Origin of the sequence: Psychroserpens sp. (assembly GCF_034670085.1) — a bacterium.
In the GTDB taxonomy this organism is placed as follows: domain Bacteria; phylum Bacteroidota; class Bacteroidia; order Flavobacteriales; family Flavobacteriaceae; genus Psychroserpens.
The window spans coordinates 225,325-239,984 of record NZ_JAXMOD010000005.1 but is presented as its reverse complement, the minus strand read 5'-3'; the positions used below and the strand labels follow the sequence as shown (position 1 = coordinate 239,984).

Genomic DNA, 14,660 nt, shown 5'->3' with positions numbered 1-14,660 from the left:
AACATTGATGTTGTGTTAATGTTTTGATAAGACCTAATCTATTTTAATATTATAATTTTTACTTACTTTTAGTGAAATTAATATTTATGTACAATGCCATATAACAAGTTTGAAGAGTATAATATTCAAGTTACTGATGACGTAAAAGCTCGCTATAAGAGCATTATTGAAGATTTAGGAGAAGATACCAATCGTGATGGACTTTTAAAAACGCCAGAACGTGCTTCTAAAGCAATGCAATTTTTAACACAAGGTTATCATCAGGATGCTGCCGAAATCTTAAAAAGCGCGATGTTCAAAGAGTCTTATAATGAAATGGTTATTGTAAAAGACATTGAAGTTTATTCACTTTGTGAGCATCATATTTTACCGTTTTTCGGAAAAGCACACATCGCTTATATTCCCAATGGCCATATCGTTGGTTTGAGTAAAATACCAAGAATTGTTGATGTATTTGCAAGGCGACTTCAAGTACAAGAGCGTTTAACTGAGCAAATTTTAAATTGTATTAATAATACCCTTAAACCTGAAGGTGTAGCAGTTGTCATTGAAGCTTCACATATGTGTATGATGATGAGAGGTGTTCAAAAGCAGAATTCTACAACAACGACTTCAGGATTTAGAGGAGCTTTTAAAAATATTGAAACGAGATCAGAATTTTTAAAATTGATAAGTGAAAATTTGTCGTAGTTCGTATTTTGGAATGCTATTTGCTTATTATTAAGTAAATTACAAAACATATGACGTTACAAAATCTATCTAAAAACAAAAAGCTTCTTGTAGGACTTCTATTTGATGCTTTTGGTTATATCTCTTTTATTTTTCCACCTTTTGATTTCATTTGGGCTCCAGCTTCTGCTTGGTTAATGACCAAATTATACAAAGGAAAAAAAGGTAAAATAGCTGCAGCTATATCTTTTGTAGAAGAGGCATTACCGTTTTTAGATGTTGTTCCAACTTTTACCTTAATGTGGCTATATACATTTGTGTTTTCTTCGGAAAATAAACCTAAAGAAACCATCATTGACATCGATTAATAAAACTGTCTTATCGATCGCAGTCGAGAACTATTGAGACATCTCGACTGCGCTCGATGAGACAGCAGTTATATATTACAGTGTATAATTCAAGCCAAAACTAATATTACGTCCGATATTTAATATTCCATCTGGTTTTAAACGAGATAAATGATTTGTAAACCGTTCATCTGTTAAATTATTAGCTGCTATGCTGATATCTAGATTTTTTTCGAATAATTTTACAGTGGCTCCAAATCCAGCACTTAATAGGTTAAATCCTTTAGTTGTGCTTTCAAAATCACTCACTTTTTTCTGATTAAAAGTAGAACTGTATTTTACATAAGCATAACCTTCTTTGAACCAATTTCTTTCAAATTCAACTCTTATTGTATTATTCAGTGTGTTGGCCGGAATTAGAGGTAAATAACTATCATCATCTAATTGACCAGTTACCGTTTCAAAACTTGATTCCACATGCAACCAATCTATAGGATGTGGATGAAAATGAAAACCGAATTCTCCACCATAAAGTCTTGCATTATCTTGTTGATAAAGAAAAACTGGATTTTCATCTATAAATTCACCATTAGGATTTAAGAAAATATAATCGTTGATACTATTATAAAATGCATTAGCAAATATCTCAACATGTTCATTGGTATATTCTAAAGCAAAATCTATTTGAAAATTCTGCTCATTATTTAAATCAATATTACCGATTTCATATCGATTTGTGCCTTCATGAGTCCCATCAGATGCTAATTCAGATAAATTGGGCGCTCTAAATCCTGTTGCCAAATTTAAACGTGCAGTAACTTTTTTAAACAGATCTGTTTTTATTCCAAAAGCACCGTTAAAACTATTAAAGTCTTTAGTTATTGCATTATTTATATCTATAGTTCTATTATCAAAACGAGCTCCAAGTTGAATATCTACAGTTTTAAAATGAATATGAGAAGTTGCCAGAATTCCAATATCATTGGTTATAGCATTCGGAATTAAAATTTCTTCTCCATAGTTTGTGTTTACTTGATTCATTCCTTGTACACCAACAATAGTTTCAAAACGACCAAATTTTGGAAGATTATATTTAATATTATAATTGAAAGTTTTCAATTTCATGTGAAGCGCTGCTTCTTCGTCTTCCTCATGCTCCTCATCCTCATGTTCTTCTTCGTTTTCCTCAAGATCTTCTTCATGATGATGATCTTCAAATTCTTTTCTATCATTATACGTAAAGCCAAATGTAAAGTCTAAACTAGAATTATTAAAAAACACGGTAGATTTAGAACTAAATATGTGATTCGTGATTTCCTGAAAGGGTTCTAAAGGTGTTCTGTTTGTGCTTTGCTCTCCAATGTCTTCAGGTATCCCAAGTTTTGCATTATTAAGGTTATACCGCAATTCTGTTTTGAAATTATTCTTTTGATATCCTAAACCAGCTTTAAAATCTTGTTCTCTAAATCTAGTGTTGGTAACCCTATAATCTGGCGTTTCATAATCTGAATGTTCGGAAAGGCTACCTCTAAAAAGAAATTTAAATTCTGACCCAGAGGCTTTAAAACCTGCACTAGAATTGTAACCCTGAGTATTAGTAAAAAATCGTGTTTGCAAGTTTCCTTCTGATGAGTTTTCATCTGCAAAACGCTCTGGATTCAAATATAAAACACCTCCAAGCGCATCACTTCCATAGAGTAGAGAAGCAGGTCCTTTTATCACTTCAACACTTTCAATTCCAGCATCGTTTATCCCTAAACCGTGTTCATCACCATATTGTTGATTTTCTAATCGAACACCTTGAGTATACACCAAAACTCTATTCGAGCTCAAACCTCTAATGACAGGCTTACCAATGCTTATTCCTGTACTCACATTATTTACTCCAGCGATATTACTAATGCCATCAATAAGGTTAACTGCACCTTGCACTCGTAATTCCTTAACGTCTTTTCGCTCAACCTTCATTACATTTTCGCTTTGGAGTTTATGAAAAGGTGTAGAAATTATGATTTCTTCCATTTCAATTGCTGAATGCGTTAATGTGATAGATAAGTTTTCTGTGGTTGGAAAACTTAGTGTTTGCGAATAGGTTTCATAGCCTACAAACGATACTATAATTTTATAGTTCCCATTTGGAATATTGTATAGTTCGAAAGTACCATTTTCATTAGTAACGGTTCCTTTTTCTAGTTCAGGAAGATAGATGTTTACGTAAACTAATGCTGCATTTGAGTCTGCATCTGTTACTTTTCCTTGTAATGTATTTTGTGACCATAAGGTTTGTATTACCAAAAATAGTAATACAAAAACATAATTTGTTTTCATTGTATATTGAATTTTAATAGTTAAAAATTGACTGATAATTAAGTGTTATCAGTAGCAGAAAAATATTAACTATTAAAAGGTGGACCTCGAAGTGAAAAATGAAGTTTCTGAAAAGTGCTTAAAAATAAATATTTAGAAGCAATGAGGTTTTGACTTTCATCAGCTTCAAATGGACTGAAACTAAAATAGGTTAATGTTGTTTGATGGTTAACATTGAACTTATAAAATTCACAATCTGAATCAATTTCATGAAAATGTGATTGATTTTCAACAAGACAAACGTCATGCTCATGATTGCTAAATGCATGTGACATCTTAACAACGGTAGGCAATACCAAACAAAGTACAATAAAAACTGTAGCTATTCTAAAAGCGATATGTTGTTTGTAGTTATTCACTAATTAATCCATTTACCTAAACCAAATCGGTTGAGCATTTTCTTTTCAAATTCCCAGAAGAATTTAAATTGACCAAAAAGCCAACCAAACATAACTAAAAGTATTTGGTAGAAAATTAGTCCAATAATAATGAATAATACCCAATAAAGAATAGGGTTTAAGTTTTCTTTAGTAATTCCTATGAGCTTCATTATTGGTCTTCCTACAAATAGCGAAGATGATCCCGTTACTGCAAATACGATAAAGACTCGTATCATTTCCCATTTATAATCTAAAATCCATTTGTGTTCTAGTTTCTTGAAAATATATAAGGTTAATTTTAAGAGTATAAACAACAACAAAACTGCTGTAGCAATTGTAAAGATTATAGAATAGGCATTAGTAAGTCTTACTGCAAGTTTCCACGCACTATATCCCAATCCTGACAAACCAAGTATAGGAAACAAAAGTTGCCAATTTTCTTGGATTTCCCATCGTAATTTAAATTTCTCTAACATAATCTAAAATGATTTTGCAAAGGTAATCTAAATTCTTGGTTGGATTGGACCTAATTTTTGATTATGTTTTAGTTGAAAGTAAATAAAATAGTTATATAATTTGTAGTTCACATCATAACCGTAATCTATATTTGGGTTGTAATCTATTTGAAATTCGTATAGACCAGAATCAAATCTATTAACCTGCATAACTCTATTATTCCATTCTTGTACATAAATTCTATTCCTTGTTTCCATGTAGGATTGCGAATAGTAACCTTCTGGCCTTGCAGTAGAATTTAGCCAGCTATTAAAACCAGGTTCAATAATGATAATTTCATATTCTATTTTATCATTAGCAATTCTAACAATATCGTCTTCTGGTATCTCTGCCTCTTGACTTGTATCAACAACACTTTGTGCACTGTTACAACTTGTAAGTAACAGAATCACCAAACAAAATTTAATAAAAGTTTTCATAACGATTTTTATTTATAAAGTTACAAAATTCTTCAGTTGTATTTAATTCACAAACAGAGTAGAAGCAAAAAAGCCAGACCTAAGTCCAGCTTTTTAATATGTAATAAAAAAGTGTGTTAATTCTTTCCTCCAAAAAGACCTCCTAAAAGTCCTCCAAGTCCACCTTTCTTTTTATCTCCTCCAAGAACCATTCCTGCAACATCATCAATAATACTTCCGTCTCCATCGGCATCTAACATCGATTCTAAAAAGCTTTGCTCTTGTTGTTGCGAATTTCCGCTTAACAAACCTCCTAAAAGACCACCTAAGTCATTTGGAGAGCTCACGTTATTTTGACGAGATTGCTTTCCTAAAACACCCATTAAAATTGGAGCAGCAACTTTTAAAATTTGAGCAACTGAACTTGCATCCATTCCAGCCTTTGCACCTAAATTTTGCTCAACTCTTTGTTGTTTATTACCTAATACGTGTCCAAGAATTTTACTTCCATCATTCATTACGTTATCATCAACACCACCACCAAATAAACCACTAAGGTTATCTAGAATACTTCCATCGTGTTTACTATTTAAAGCTCCCATTAATCCTTGGGCACCTTCAGGAGTTGAAGCATTACGCTTCATTGCTTGCATTAATACAGGCAAAGCCATGGTTAATACATCCTGAGTTTTGTTTTGAGGTTGATTGGTTTGACCAGAGACACCACTAATAATAGTTTTCCCTAAGTCACTGTTTAATAAGTCTAAAATTCCTGACATAATATATTTATAAGATTAATTTAATTGGACTTTCAAGATACAAAAAAGTCCTAACATTTATTAGGACTCATTTTTTTTGTTTAGGTCACATTTTTAATGACTTATTTTAATAGACTTATAATTTGATCTGCCAATTCAGTACCAATTCTATCTTGTGCTTCATTTGTTGCTGCACCTGTGTGAGGTGTTAGTGATAAAGCAGGATTCATTAGTAGTTGAATTTCTGGTTTAGGTTCTTTTTCAAAAACATCTAATGCAGCTCTAGATACTTTACCGCTTTCGATAGCTTTAACAAGTGCGACTTCATTTATAACACCACCACGTGCTGCATTAGCGATTATAACACCATTTTTCATTTGATTGAATTCAGCTTCATCAATAACATAATCTTTTTGAGCAGGCACATGTAATGTTAGAAAGTCGGCTTGTTTTAATACCTCTTCTTTAGAAGACATTGTAATCTCGAAATTTACTTTTTGTCCATCAAAAAATTCTAACTCTAAATTTGCTTTCTCCATAAAAGGGTCAAATGCAACTACTTTCATTCCTGCACCAATGGCAACTTTTGCTGTAGCTTGACCTATGCGTCCAAAGCCTAAAACTCCAAGAGTTTTTCCTTTTAGTTCAGTGCCTTTAGCATAAGATTTCTTTAAGCCTTTAAAATTTGCATCGCCTTCTAATGGCATATCGCGATTTGAATTGTGTAAAAAACGTGCTAATCCATAGAAATGACCAAATACCAATTCTGCCACTGAATGAGAAGAAGCAGCAGGTGTGTTGATTACATGAAGTCCTTTACTTCTCGCATAGTCTACATCAATATTGTCCATACCAACTCCACCACGACCAATTATTTTCAGGCTAGGGCAGTTGTCTATTATATTTTTTCTAACCGTTGTCGCACTTCTAACTAATAAAACGGTAATATTATTATCGTTTATATAGTTTTCTAATTGTTCTTGTGCAACAGTTGTTGTTATTACTTCAAAACCTGCATTTTCTAAGGCATCTATTCCGCTTTGCGAAACACCATCGTTTGCTAATACTTTCATTTAAAAATGTTTTATTTCCTCGATATAGGAAATCTTATTAGTTTATTTATTTTGATTGCGTAAGCACTATTTAAAACAAAGTATATTATGCTTTACGTTCTAATTCACTCATGACATCGACGAGAACACCAACACTTTCTAGTGATAATGCGTTATACATTGAAGCTCTATAGCCACCAACACTTCTATGTCCATTTAACCCATTAATACCAGCTTCTTTAATCATTGTCTCAAATGTTTCTTTCAAGTCTTCGTTAGCCAAAGTAAAGGTTGCATTCATAGTTGAACGATCTGCTTTTGTAGAATACCCTTTAAACAACGGGTTAAGATCTATTTCTGAATAAATCAATTGTGCTTTCTTATCGTTTTCCTTTTCGATGGCCTTTATACCGCCTAAATTTTTCAACCATTGTAAAGTTAACATAGAAACATATACTGGAAATACAGGAGGTGTATTAAACATACTGCTTTTGCTGATGTGAACTTTATAATCCATCATAGACGGAATCTTACGCGATACTTTTCCCAAGATATCTTCTTTAACAACCACTAGTGTTGCACCTGCAGGTCCCATGTTTTTTTGTGCTCCTGCATAAATTAAATCAAACTTTGAAAAATCTAACTCTCGTGAAAAAATATCACTACTCATATCGCAAACCATTGGAATAGGTGACTTTGGAAACTCTTTCATTTGTGTACCAAAAATGGTATTGTTTGAAGTACAGTGAAAGTAATCGTATTCTGAAGGGATATCATATCCTTTAGGAATATAATTAAAGTTAGCTTCTTTTGAAGAAGCAACTTCATAGACATCATCAAAAATCCTTGCTTCTTTTATAGCCTTATCACTCCAAGTTCCTGTATTTAAATATCCAGCTCTTTTTTCTAATAAATTTAGTGCCACCATTAAAAACTGAGTACTTGCTCCTCCTTGTAGAAATAAAGCTTTGTAGCCTTTTCCTTCAAGTCCTAATAACTCTAATGCTAAAGCTCTTGCGTTTTCCATAACATCTACAAAAGGTTTACTTCTGTGCGATATTTCTAAAAGTGAAAGTCCGTTGTCAAAATTAATTACGGCTTCTGAAGCTTTTTGTAGTACTTCACCAGGTAAAATACAAGGTCCTGCACTAAAATTATGTCTTTTCATTTATTTGATATTTAAGTTTCGATAAAACGGAGAATATATTATGATTTTACACTTACAAAGGTCATAAATTCTGATAAAATAAGTGGTAATAAACTGATTAATTATTAACAGATTGTCAACGAAAACGAAATAGTATCAACACCATCTGCATAATCCCAAAGGTTTGGAGATTGTGTTTGCCCAAATTTAATTTCATCATCAACAAAACCATTAGAAACAACACACTGTATTTGCTCCTTTTTCAATAGAAGCACTTCTTTTAATTCTTTTAAAGATTCATAATGTTCAAAAAAGATTGTTGCAATAGGTGAGGAGTAACTTTCATCTTCTTTAAGCATTAAAAAACCGTTTTCAAGCATCTTAAATTCACTCATCAAGTATACGGCTTTATTATAATCGTAATTATTGGCGTATTTATTTTCATGTATAATTGGATGCCACTCGTACATAGCTTTAAAAAAGCTATCAAAATCGTAACCTTTTGGCACAAATAATTTAGACACGTTTCTACAACCTAATCCATAATATCTAAAAATATCCTCTGATAATGCTTTTAACTCATCTTCTGACTCAGCACCAGTTAATACCGCAACTGAGTTTCTGTTTTTTCTAATGATTGAAGGTTTGTCTTTAAAATAATATTCGAAATAACGAGCTGTATTATCACTTCCTGTAGCAATAACGGCATCGAAATTTTCAAGCTTGGATTCTGTAAATTGAATTCGACCTTTAAATTCGGGTTCAACATGTTCTAAATACTTGGCTAAAAAGGGTAATAAGTGTTTGTCATTAGACGATTGCTTTACCAAAACATGATGTCCAGTAATTAAAACACTTAAAAAATCATGAAAACCTACTAATGGAATATTTCCTGCCATAATTATGGCAATTGTTTTTTGGTTTTCTTTTGTGAACTTATACTTATCCAACCATTGGCTAAGTTGCTTATTATTCAATTGATTAGACCAACCTTGTAAAGCGAAAAGAATATTGTCTTTTTTAAACCAACCATTATGTTCATGAGCCAGTATAATTTGATGCTGAAAGCCTTCAAAAAACAAATCATTAAAAGGAATATCCTCAATTTCTTGAATTCCTTCATTAGTAAATTGACTTAAAAAATCTCCTAATTTTACAAATGCGTTAATTCTTTGTTGTAAATCCATCTTGAGTTTGGTTATACGATGTTTTGGCTTTATTTTTGCAGTTGCAAATTTACGCAAACGAAAAAGAAATGTGCTAAAAGAAGAGAATATAATCTGACCTTATTTCAGCACTTATAATAACAAGATTAAAAATTACTATGGCAATTATAATAACAGACGAATGTATTAATTGTGGTGCCTGTGAACCAGAATGCCCAAATACTGCAATATACGAAGGTGCTGACGATTGGAGATATAAAGACGGAACGAGTTTAACCGGTAAAGTAGTATTGCCAAATGGAAAGGAAGTAGATGCTGATGAAACTCAAGAACCTATTAGTGATGAAGTATATTATATAGCGCCAGATAAATGTACTGAGTGTAAAGGTTTTCATGAAGAACCACAATGTGCAGCTGTATGTCCAGTAGACTGTTGTATTCCTGACGAAAATCATGTAGAAACAGAAGAAGTGCTTTTAGGAAAGCAACGTTTTATGCATCCCGAAGATTAAACGAAAAACACTATTTAAAACAAAAAAATCCCAAAGTATTAACTTGGGATTTTTTTTGTGTTATTCTAGTTTGTTATTGTAAATCAGACATTTCAAATACTAAAAACTGCATAATTCTTTCTACTTCGGTAACAACTTCAACATCATGATTTTCAGTATGAAAGGAAGAGTAAAAGACACCACCATCACCATGTAAGAATGTAAATGCTAAGTCTTTGTTTTCAGAGATATCTGTATTAGTATCATCCCAATACGTAACAGGACCATTTAGCCAAGACATTGTTGTTGCATTATCATAAGAATCAATGACTTGCCACGATGGTAGAAAATCATCAATTTCAACCGTGTCTTCAATTGAGATATTAAAATTAAGCAATAACCAAGCACTTAAATCACCATCCAAAATTGTGGCAACAGTTGATACTGATGAGCCACTTTTGGCAGGTGTATAAGGACTTAAGTATTCAGAACCCGAGTTTGTGATTGCATCTAAGTATCCAACAGCCCAATCAGTAGTATACAAAATACCTCCATCACTAACATAGGTATCTAATACACTCGAATTATTGACAAATTCTTCAGTTAAACCACAGTTTAAAAACACAATATCATAGGTACCTAAAATACCTTGATCACCCATAAGATCTTCAAAACTAAAGTCTACATTGGGTTGCAATTGAGGATTGGTTGAGCTCCTATGTAAAGCAGAATGTCCATGCGAATGTTTAGAATTTTGATTCAACGCATTTCTATCAAAACCATCATTACCATCTATAATATCAAATAAAGGCTCGCCAGTTATTGGATTAAAAAGTCCAATACTATATAAAACACTTTCTATATTATCGTATAAACCAGTAACTACAGCAATATTTGGAAGTGTTTCCACACTTAAAGTTTCTATAGCTAAATCATTTTCTAAACTAATGTTACGCTCTGTTTTAAATTTCCCTTTATTTAATACCAAGGTGTAGTCGCCTTTTGCAACAGATAAAGAATAATTTCCAGAAGCATCAGTTCTAGTCTCAGATTTTAATTCAGAGTTTAAATAAGCACCTACACGAGCATTAGAAATTGGATCAACACCGTTTGGTGCTAAGAATTGACCTGTAATATCAAATGTTTCATCTGTTGAATTGTTGTCGTCTTTACTACAAGCACATAAAGTTATAAATACTAGGAAAGATAATACGAGTGATTTCATAGTGGTTGGTTTTTAGAGTTTTAAGATTTAAAAGATACTATAATTTTACCTTTGATAGTAATAAAACAGGCTAATTCTTAAAAGTCCTACCTTAAATGAAAAAGCAATTATCTATTTCTTATTAACCTCAATGGTTTTTAGTTCTTTACAAATCACACCCTCAAATTCTAGAACTTGAATATTGAGAATAAAAAAAGAAGACAATAATAGACAAAATTGTACTTTCTGGACTGATGGCTTATAAAGTATTGACAAAACTTGATAAATATTGTTACAATATATAATGGTGTTTTTTTTCTTATTTTGCAGGAATGGAAGACCGTAAAAAAGAATACAATGGGTTTTGGAAATATTTAGGATGCACACTCTTTGCAATTGTAGGCTTAGTATTTGTTTGGATTATTTGGCAAATTATCAACCTCATGTTTTTTAAGTTTTAGTTCGTATGATTTCCAAGAGGAAAACCTATATTTGCACTCGCAAAAATCATTATTTATGAAAGCCGGAATAGTAGGATTACCAAACGTAGGAAAATCAACTTTATTTAATTGTTTATCGAATGCTAAAGCACAAAGTGCAAATTTCCCATTTTGTACTATTGAACCAAATATTGGTGTGGTAAATGTACCAGATCCAAGACTTCAGAAATTAGAGGCATTGGTAAATCCTGAACGTGTTTTACCAGCAACCGTTGAGATTGTTGATATCGCAGGTCTAGTAAAAGGTGCGAGTAAAGGTGAAGGTTTAGGCAATCAATTCTTAGGTAACATTCGTGAAACAGATGCAATTCTTCATGTATTGCGTTGTTTTGATAATGATAATATTGTTCATGTAGACGGAAGTGTAGATCCAATTCGTGATAAGGAAACTATCGACATGGAATTGCAGCTTAAAGATTTGGAAACCGTTGAAAAGAAACTGGACAAAGTCAAACGTGCTGCTAAAACCGGAAATAAAGACGCTCAAAAAGAAGAAGCTGTTTTAATCAAACTGAAACAAGGTTTAGAGGCTGGGAAATCGGTTAGAGCTCTAGAATTTAGTGATGAAGATCAAGAAGAATTTGTAAAACCAGCTCAATTGATCACAGCAAAACCTGTGATGTATGTTTGCAATGTTGATGAAGGTAGTGCTGTTTCAGGAAATTCTTATGTAGAACAAGTTAGAGAAGCTGTTAAAGATGAAAATGCAGAAGTATTAGTTCTTGCCGTTGGAACAGAAGCAGATATCAATGAATTAGACGATTACGAAGAACGACAACTGTTTCTTCAAGACATCGGACTTGATGAAGCGGGTTCAGCAAAACTAATTAGATCAGCTTACAAATTGTTAAATCAGCAAACGTATTTTACTGCAGGAGTAAAAGAAGTTCGAGCTTGGACTATCGATGTTGGTGCAACAGGACCTCAAGCTGCAGGTGTTATTCATACCGATTTTGAAAAAGGATTTATTAGAGCAGAAGTTATTGCCTATGATGATTATGTTCAATATGGTAGTGAAGCTAAAGTTAAAGAAGCGGGGAAAATGCGTGTTGAAGGAAAGAATTACGTCGTTAAAGATGGCGATGTGATGCATTTCTTGTTTAATGTATAACGTTTTGGCTATTTACTCATAACTGTCAGGTCGAGCGCAGTTGAGACCTAAATATTATTGAATGTCCTTAATAGAAATCAAAACACTAATTAATGCAGATATTCAAACCTGTTTTGATTTATCTCGAAATATTGATTTTCATACAGTATCTCTAATACATTCAAAAGAAAAAGCCATTGCTGGAAAAACATCGGGTGTAATCGAATTAGGAGAATGGGTAACTTGGGAAGCCCATCATTTCGGAATTAAACAACAATTAACCTCAAAAATCACTGAGTTTGAACGTCCGCATTACTTTGTTGACGAAATGGTTTCTGGTGCTTTTAAATCGTTTAAACACGAACATATTTTTAAAACCAAACAAAACCAAACCTTAATGGTCGATAAATTTCAATTCCAATCTCCTTTTGGGATCCTTGGCAAAATAGCCAATGTAGTGTTTCTTAAGCGTTACATGACCAAACTTTTAACAACTAGAAATGCTTTTTTAAAGCTAAAAGCAGAAGAATTATCTTAAATTCAATAAAACTTCAATGTTCTCAACAATATTGGGCTTTTATTGTTAATTACTTTGTGTAAATCGTATTTCATTTTTTGTAGGGTTATGTTATATTGCATCCTATTCTAATTTTTTCACTGATTTATGTCTCAAGAAACCAAATATACCGAAGATAACATACGCTCGCTTGACTGGAAAGAACACATCCGAATGCGACCAGGTATGTATATTGGTAAATTAGGTGATGGTTCATCTCCAGATGATGGCATTTATATTTTAGTAAAAGAAGTTTTAGACAATTCCATTGACGAATACGTTATGGGAGCAGGAAAAACAATAGAAATTTCTATACAAGGCAATAAAGTCATTGTTCGAGATTATGGTCGTGGGATTCCTCTAGGTAAAGTCGTTGATGTCGTTTCAAAAATGAATACTGGCGGAAAATATGATTCTCGCGCTTTTAAAAAGTCGGTTGGATTAAATGGTGTTGGTACAAAAGCGGTTAATGCACTTTCAAATTATTTTAGAGTTGAATCTACACGTGATGGAAAATCGGCTTCAGCAGAATTTGAACAAGGAAACCTTACGAATCAAGACCTGTTAGACGATACATCAAGAAGAAAAGGCACCAAAGTATCCTTTATTCCTGATGAAACTATTTTTAAAAATTATAAGTACCGTAATGAGTATGTTGCTAAAATGCTCAAAAATTACGTCTACCTAAATCCTGGTTTAACCATTGTTTTTAATGGAGAAAAATTTTATAGTGAAAACGGACTTAAAGATCTTTTAGCAGATAATATCACTGAAACAGATCGTCTTTATGATATTATTCATTTAAAGGGTGATGATATTGAAGTAGCTTTAACACATAGTAAAACGCAATACAGTGAAGAGTATCACAGTTTTGTTAACGGGCAAAACACGACGCAAGGTGGAACACATTTAGCTGCGTTTCGTGAAGCCTTAGTGAAAACAATACGTGAATTCTATGGGAAAAACTACGAAGCTTCAGATATTAGAAAATCTGTAGTTTCTGCCATTTCTATAAAAGTCATGGAGCCTGTTTTTGAAAGTCAAACAAAAACCAAATTAGGATCTACAGATATGGGAGGCGGTTTACCAACTGTTCGTACTTATATTAATGATTTCTTAAAGAAATACCTGGATAATTTTTTACATAAAAACCCAAATGCTGCTGAAAAAATACAACGAAAAATTCTCCAGGCTGAACGCGAACGAAAAGAGCTTTCAGGAATAAGAAAACTAGCGAAAGACAGAGCAAAAAAAGCAAATCTTCACAATAAAAAATTACGCGATTGCCGCGTGCATTTTGGTGACACTAAAAACGAACGCAACCTAGAAACGACCTTATTTATTACTGAGGGAGATTCGGCTTCTGGAAGTATTACTAAATCTAGAGATGTGAATACTCAAGCAGTGTTCAGCTTAAAAGGAAAACCTCTCAATTCATATGGATTAAGTAAAAAAATTGTTTATGAAAATGAAGAATTTAACCTGTTACAAGCAGCTTTAAATATTGAAGAATCTTTAGAAGACTTGCGCTATAATAATATTGTTATTGCTACAGATGCTGACGTTGATGGTATGCATATTAGATTGCTTCTAATTACATTCTTTCTGCAGTTTTTTCCTGAAGTAATTAAAGAAGGTCATCTGTATATTTTGCAAACGCCATTATTTCGAGTTCGTAATAAAAAAGAGACCATCTATTGTTATTCAGAAGAAGAGCGTCGGAATGCTATTGAAAAGCTAAAACCTAAGCCAGAAATTACACGTTTTAAAGGTCTTGGTGAAATTTCTCCTGATGAATTTGTGCATTTTATAGGTGAAGATATTAGATTAGATCCTGTTATGCTTGATAAAGATATGTCTATAGAAGAGTTATTGTCTTTTTATATGGGAAAAAACACGCCAACTCGTCAAGAGTTTATTATTGAAAATTTAAAAGTAGAATTAGATTTAGTTGAAGATAATGCTTAGAATGAAAAAAAGTAGTCAAATGTTATTTGTAGTCTTTAAAAGTGGTTTTTT

General features: G+C 32.5%; 15 protein-coding genes. 6 read left to right on the top strand and 9 right to left on the bottom strand.

What is annotated here, in order from left to right; all coding sequences use genetic code 11:
* Positions 1–93: 93 nt before the first annotated feature.
* Together folE and VOI25_RS10405 are read left to right on the top strand one after the other, a co-directional pair.
* Complete coding sequence (gene folE / locus VOI25_RS10410) at positions 94–690, top strand: GTP cyclohydrolase I FolE (RefSeq protein ID WP_323789009.1); 597 nt, start codon at positions 94–96, stop codon at positions 688–690.
* A gap of 50 nt (positions 691–740) precedes the next feature.
* The gene (locus VOI25_RS10405) at positions 741–1,037 is read left to right on the top strand and encodes a hypothetical protein (RefSeq protein WP_323789008.1); all 297 of its coding nucleotides are present in this window, start codon (positions 741–743) and stop codon (positions 1,035–1,037) included.
* Positions 1,038–1,112: 75 nt separating this feature from the next.
* Here VOI25_RS10405 and VOI25_RS10400 read toward each other — a convergent pair whose 3' ends face one another.
* From VOI25_RS10400 to VOI25_RS10365, 8 genes are all read right to left on the bottom strand, one after another.
* Positions 1,113–3,344 (bottom strand): TonB-dependent receptor, encoded by a 2,232-nt coding sequence (locus VOI25_RS10400; protein ID WP_323789007.1) that lies wholly within the window; start codon positions 3,342–3,344, stop codon positions 1,113–1,115.
* 65 nt (positions 3,345–3,409) lie between these two features.
* Entirely contained in the window at positions 3,410–3,742 is a 333-nt protein-coding gene (locus tag VOI25_RS10395) for a hypothetical protein (RefSeq protein WP_323789006.1), read from the bottom strand.
* Complete coding sequence (locus VOI25_RS10390) at positions 3,742–4,239, bottom strand: DUF6787 family protein (RefSeq protein WP_323789005.1); 498 nt, start codon at positions 4,237–4,239, stop codon at positions 3,742–3,744. The genes VOI25_RS10395 and VOI25_RS10390 overlap by 1 nt, the downstream gene beginning before the upstream one ends.
* A 27-nt stretch (positions 4,240–4,266) precedes the next feature.
* On the bottom strand, positions 4,267–4,698 hold the full coding sequence (locus VOI25_RS10385; RefSeq protein ID WP_323789004.1) for a DUF6146 family protein: 432 nt from the start codon (positions 4,696–4,698) through the stop codon (positions 4,267–4,269).
* A 116-nt stretch (positions 4,699–4,814) separates the two neighbouring features.
* On the bottom strand, positions 4,815–5,456 hold the full coding sequence (locus VOI25_RS10380) for a DUF937 domain-containing protein (RefSeq protein ID WP_323789003.1): 642 nt from the start codon (positions 5,454–5,456) through the stop codon (positions 4,815–4,817).
* 101 nt (positions 5,457–5,557) lie between these two features.
* A complete protein-coding gene (locus tag VOI25_RS10375; RefSeq protein WP_323789002.1) occupies positions 5,558–6,508 on the bottom strand; it encodes a D-2-hydroxyacid dehydrogenase in 951 nt (316 codons plus the stop codon).
* Positions 6,509–6,593: 85 nt separating this feature from the next.
* On the bottom strand, positions 6,594–7,655 hold the full coding sequence (gene serC / locus VOI25_RS10370; RefSeq protein ID WP_323789001.1) for a 3-phosphoserine/phosphohydroxythreonine transaminase: 1,062 nt from the start codon (positions 7,653–7,655) through the stop codon (positions 6,594–6,596).
* Positions 7,656–7,759: 104 nt separating this feature from the next.
* A complete protein-coding gene (locus tag VOI25_RS10365) occupies positions 7,760–8,821 on the bottom strand; it encodes an acyl-CoA reductase (protein ID WP_323789000.1) in 1,062 nt (353 codons plus the stop codon).
* A 137-nt stretch (positions 8,822–8,958) separates the two neighbouring features.
* On the opposite strand from VOI25_RS10365, the gene VOI25_RS10360 reads away from it, so the two are divergent.
* Positions 8,959–9,312 carry a 4Fe-4S dicluster domain-containing protein gene (locus tag VOI25_RS10360; protein ID WP_323788999.1) on the top strand — a complete coding sequence of 118 codons (354 nt, stop codon included), beginning with the start codon at positions 8,959–8,961 and terminating at the stop codon, positions 9,310–9,312.
* Positions 9,313–9,385: 73 nt separating this feature from the next.
* Here the strand turns inward: VOI25_RS10360 and VOI25_RS10355 are convergent, their stop codons facing one another.
* Positions 9,386–10,516, bottom strand: a complete 1,131-nt coding sequence (locus VOI25_RS10355) for a carboxypeptidase-like regulatory domain-containing protein (protein ID WP_323788998.1) — start codon at positions 10,514–10,516, stop codon at positions 9,386–9,388.
* 495 nt (positions 10,517–11,011) lie between these two features.
* On the opposite strand from VOI25_RS10355, the gene ychF reads away from it, so the two are divergent.
* The 3 genes from ychF (at position 11,012) to VOI25_RS10340 (ending at position 14,609) form a co-directional block, all read left to right on the top strand.
* Positions 11,012–12,106, top strand: coding sequence for a redox-regulated ATPase YchF (ychF, locus tag VOI25_RS10350; protein WP_323788997.1), 1,095 nt, complete (start codon positions 11,012–11,014; stop codon positions 12,104–12,106).
* 61 nt (positions 12,107–12,167) lie between these two features.
* Complete coding sequence (locus VOI25_RS10345) at positions 12,168–12,623, top strand: SRPBCC family protein (protein WP_323788996.1); 456 nt, start codon at positions 12,168–12,170, stop codon at positions 12,621–12,623.
* Between the two features lie 126 nt (positions 12,624–12,749).
* The gene (locus tag VOI25_RS10340) at positions 12,750–14,609 is read left to right on the top strand and encodes a DNA topoisomerase IV subunit B (RefSeq protein ID WP_323788995.1); all 1,860 of its coding nucleotides are present in this window, start codon (positions 12,750–12,752) and stop codon (positions 14,607–14,609) included.
* Positions 14,610–14,660 lie beyond the last annotated feature (51 nt).

What these genes read in the sequence shown, in the direction of transcription:
- VOI25_RS10355 (WP_323788998.1), bottom strand. Translation starts at nt 10,516, where the DNA reads ATGAAATCACTCGTATTATCTTTCCTAGTATTTATAACTTTATGTGCT.
- VOI25_RS10365 (WP_323789000.1), bottom strand. Translation starts at nt 8,821, where the DNA reads ATGGATTTACAACAAAGAATTAACGCATTTGTAAAATTAGGAGATTTT.
- VOI25_RS10345 (WP_323788996.1), top strand. Translation starts at nt 12,168, where the DNA reads ATGTCCTTAATAGAAATCAAAACACTAATTAATGCAGATATTCAAACC.
- VOI25_RS10360 (WP_323788999.1), top strand. Translation starts at nt 8,959, where the DNA reads ATGGCAATTATAATAACAGACGAATGTATTAATTGTGGTGCCTGTGAA.
- ychF (WP_323788997.1), top strand. Translation starts at nt 11,012, where the DNA reads ATGAAAGCCGGAATAGTAGGATTACCAAACGTAGGAAAATCAACTTTA.
- VOI25_RS10400 (WP_323789007.1), bottom strand. Translation starts at nt 3,344, where the DNA reads ATGAAAACAAATTATGTTTTTGTATTACTATTTTTGGTAATACAAACC.
- VOI25_RS10405 (WP_323789008.1), top strand. Translation starts at nt 741, where the DNA reads ATGACGTTACAAAATCTATCTAAAAACAAAAAGCTTCTTGTAGGACTT.
- VOI25_RS10390 (WP_323789005.1), bottom strand. Translation starts at nt 4,239, where the DNA reads ATGTTAGAGAAATTTAAATTACGATGGGAAATCCAAGAAAATTGGCAA.
- VOI25_RS10380 (WP_323789003.1), bottom strand. Translation starts at nt 5,456, where the DNA reads ATGTCAGGAATTTTAGACTTATTAAACAGTGACTTAGGGAAAACTATT.
- serC (WP_323789001.1), bottom strand. Translation starts at nt 7,655, where the DNA reads ATGAAAAGACATAATTTTAGTGCAGGACCTTGTATTTTACCTGGTGAA.
- folE (WP_323789009.1), top strand. Translation starts at nt 94, where the DNA reads ATGCCATATAACAAGTTTGAAGAGTATAATATTCAAGTTACTGATGAC.
- VOI25_RS10385 (WP_323789004.1), bottom strand. Translation starts at nt 4,698, where the DNA reads ATGAAAACTTTTATTAAATTTTGTTTGGTGATTCTGTTACTTACAAGT.
- VOI25_RS10375 (WP_323789002.1), bottom strand. Translation starts at nt 6,508, where the DNA reads ATGAAAGTATTAGCAAACGATGGTGTTTCGCAAAGCGGAATAGATGCC.
- VOI25_RS10340 (WP_323788995.1), top strand. Translation starts at nt 12,750, where the DNA reads ATGTCTCAAGAAACCAAATATACCGAAGATAACATACGCTCGCTTGAC.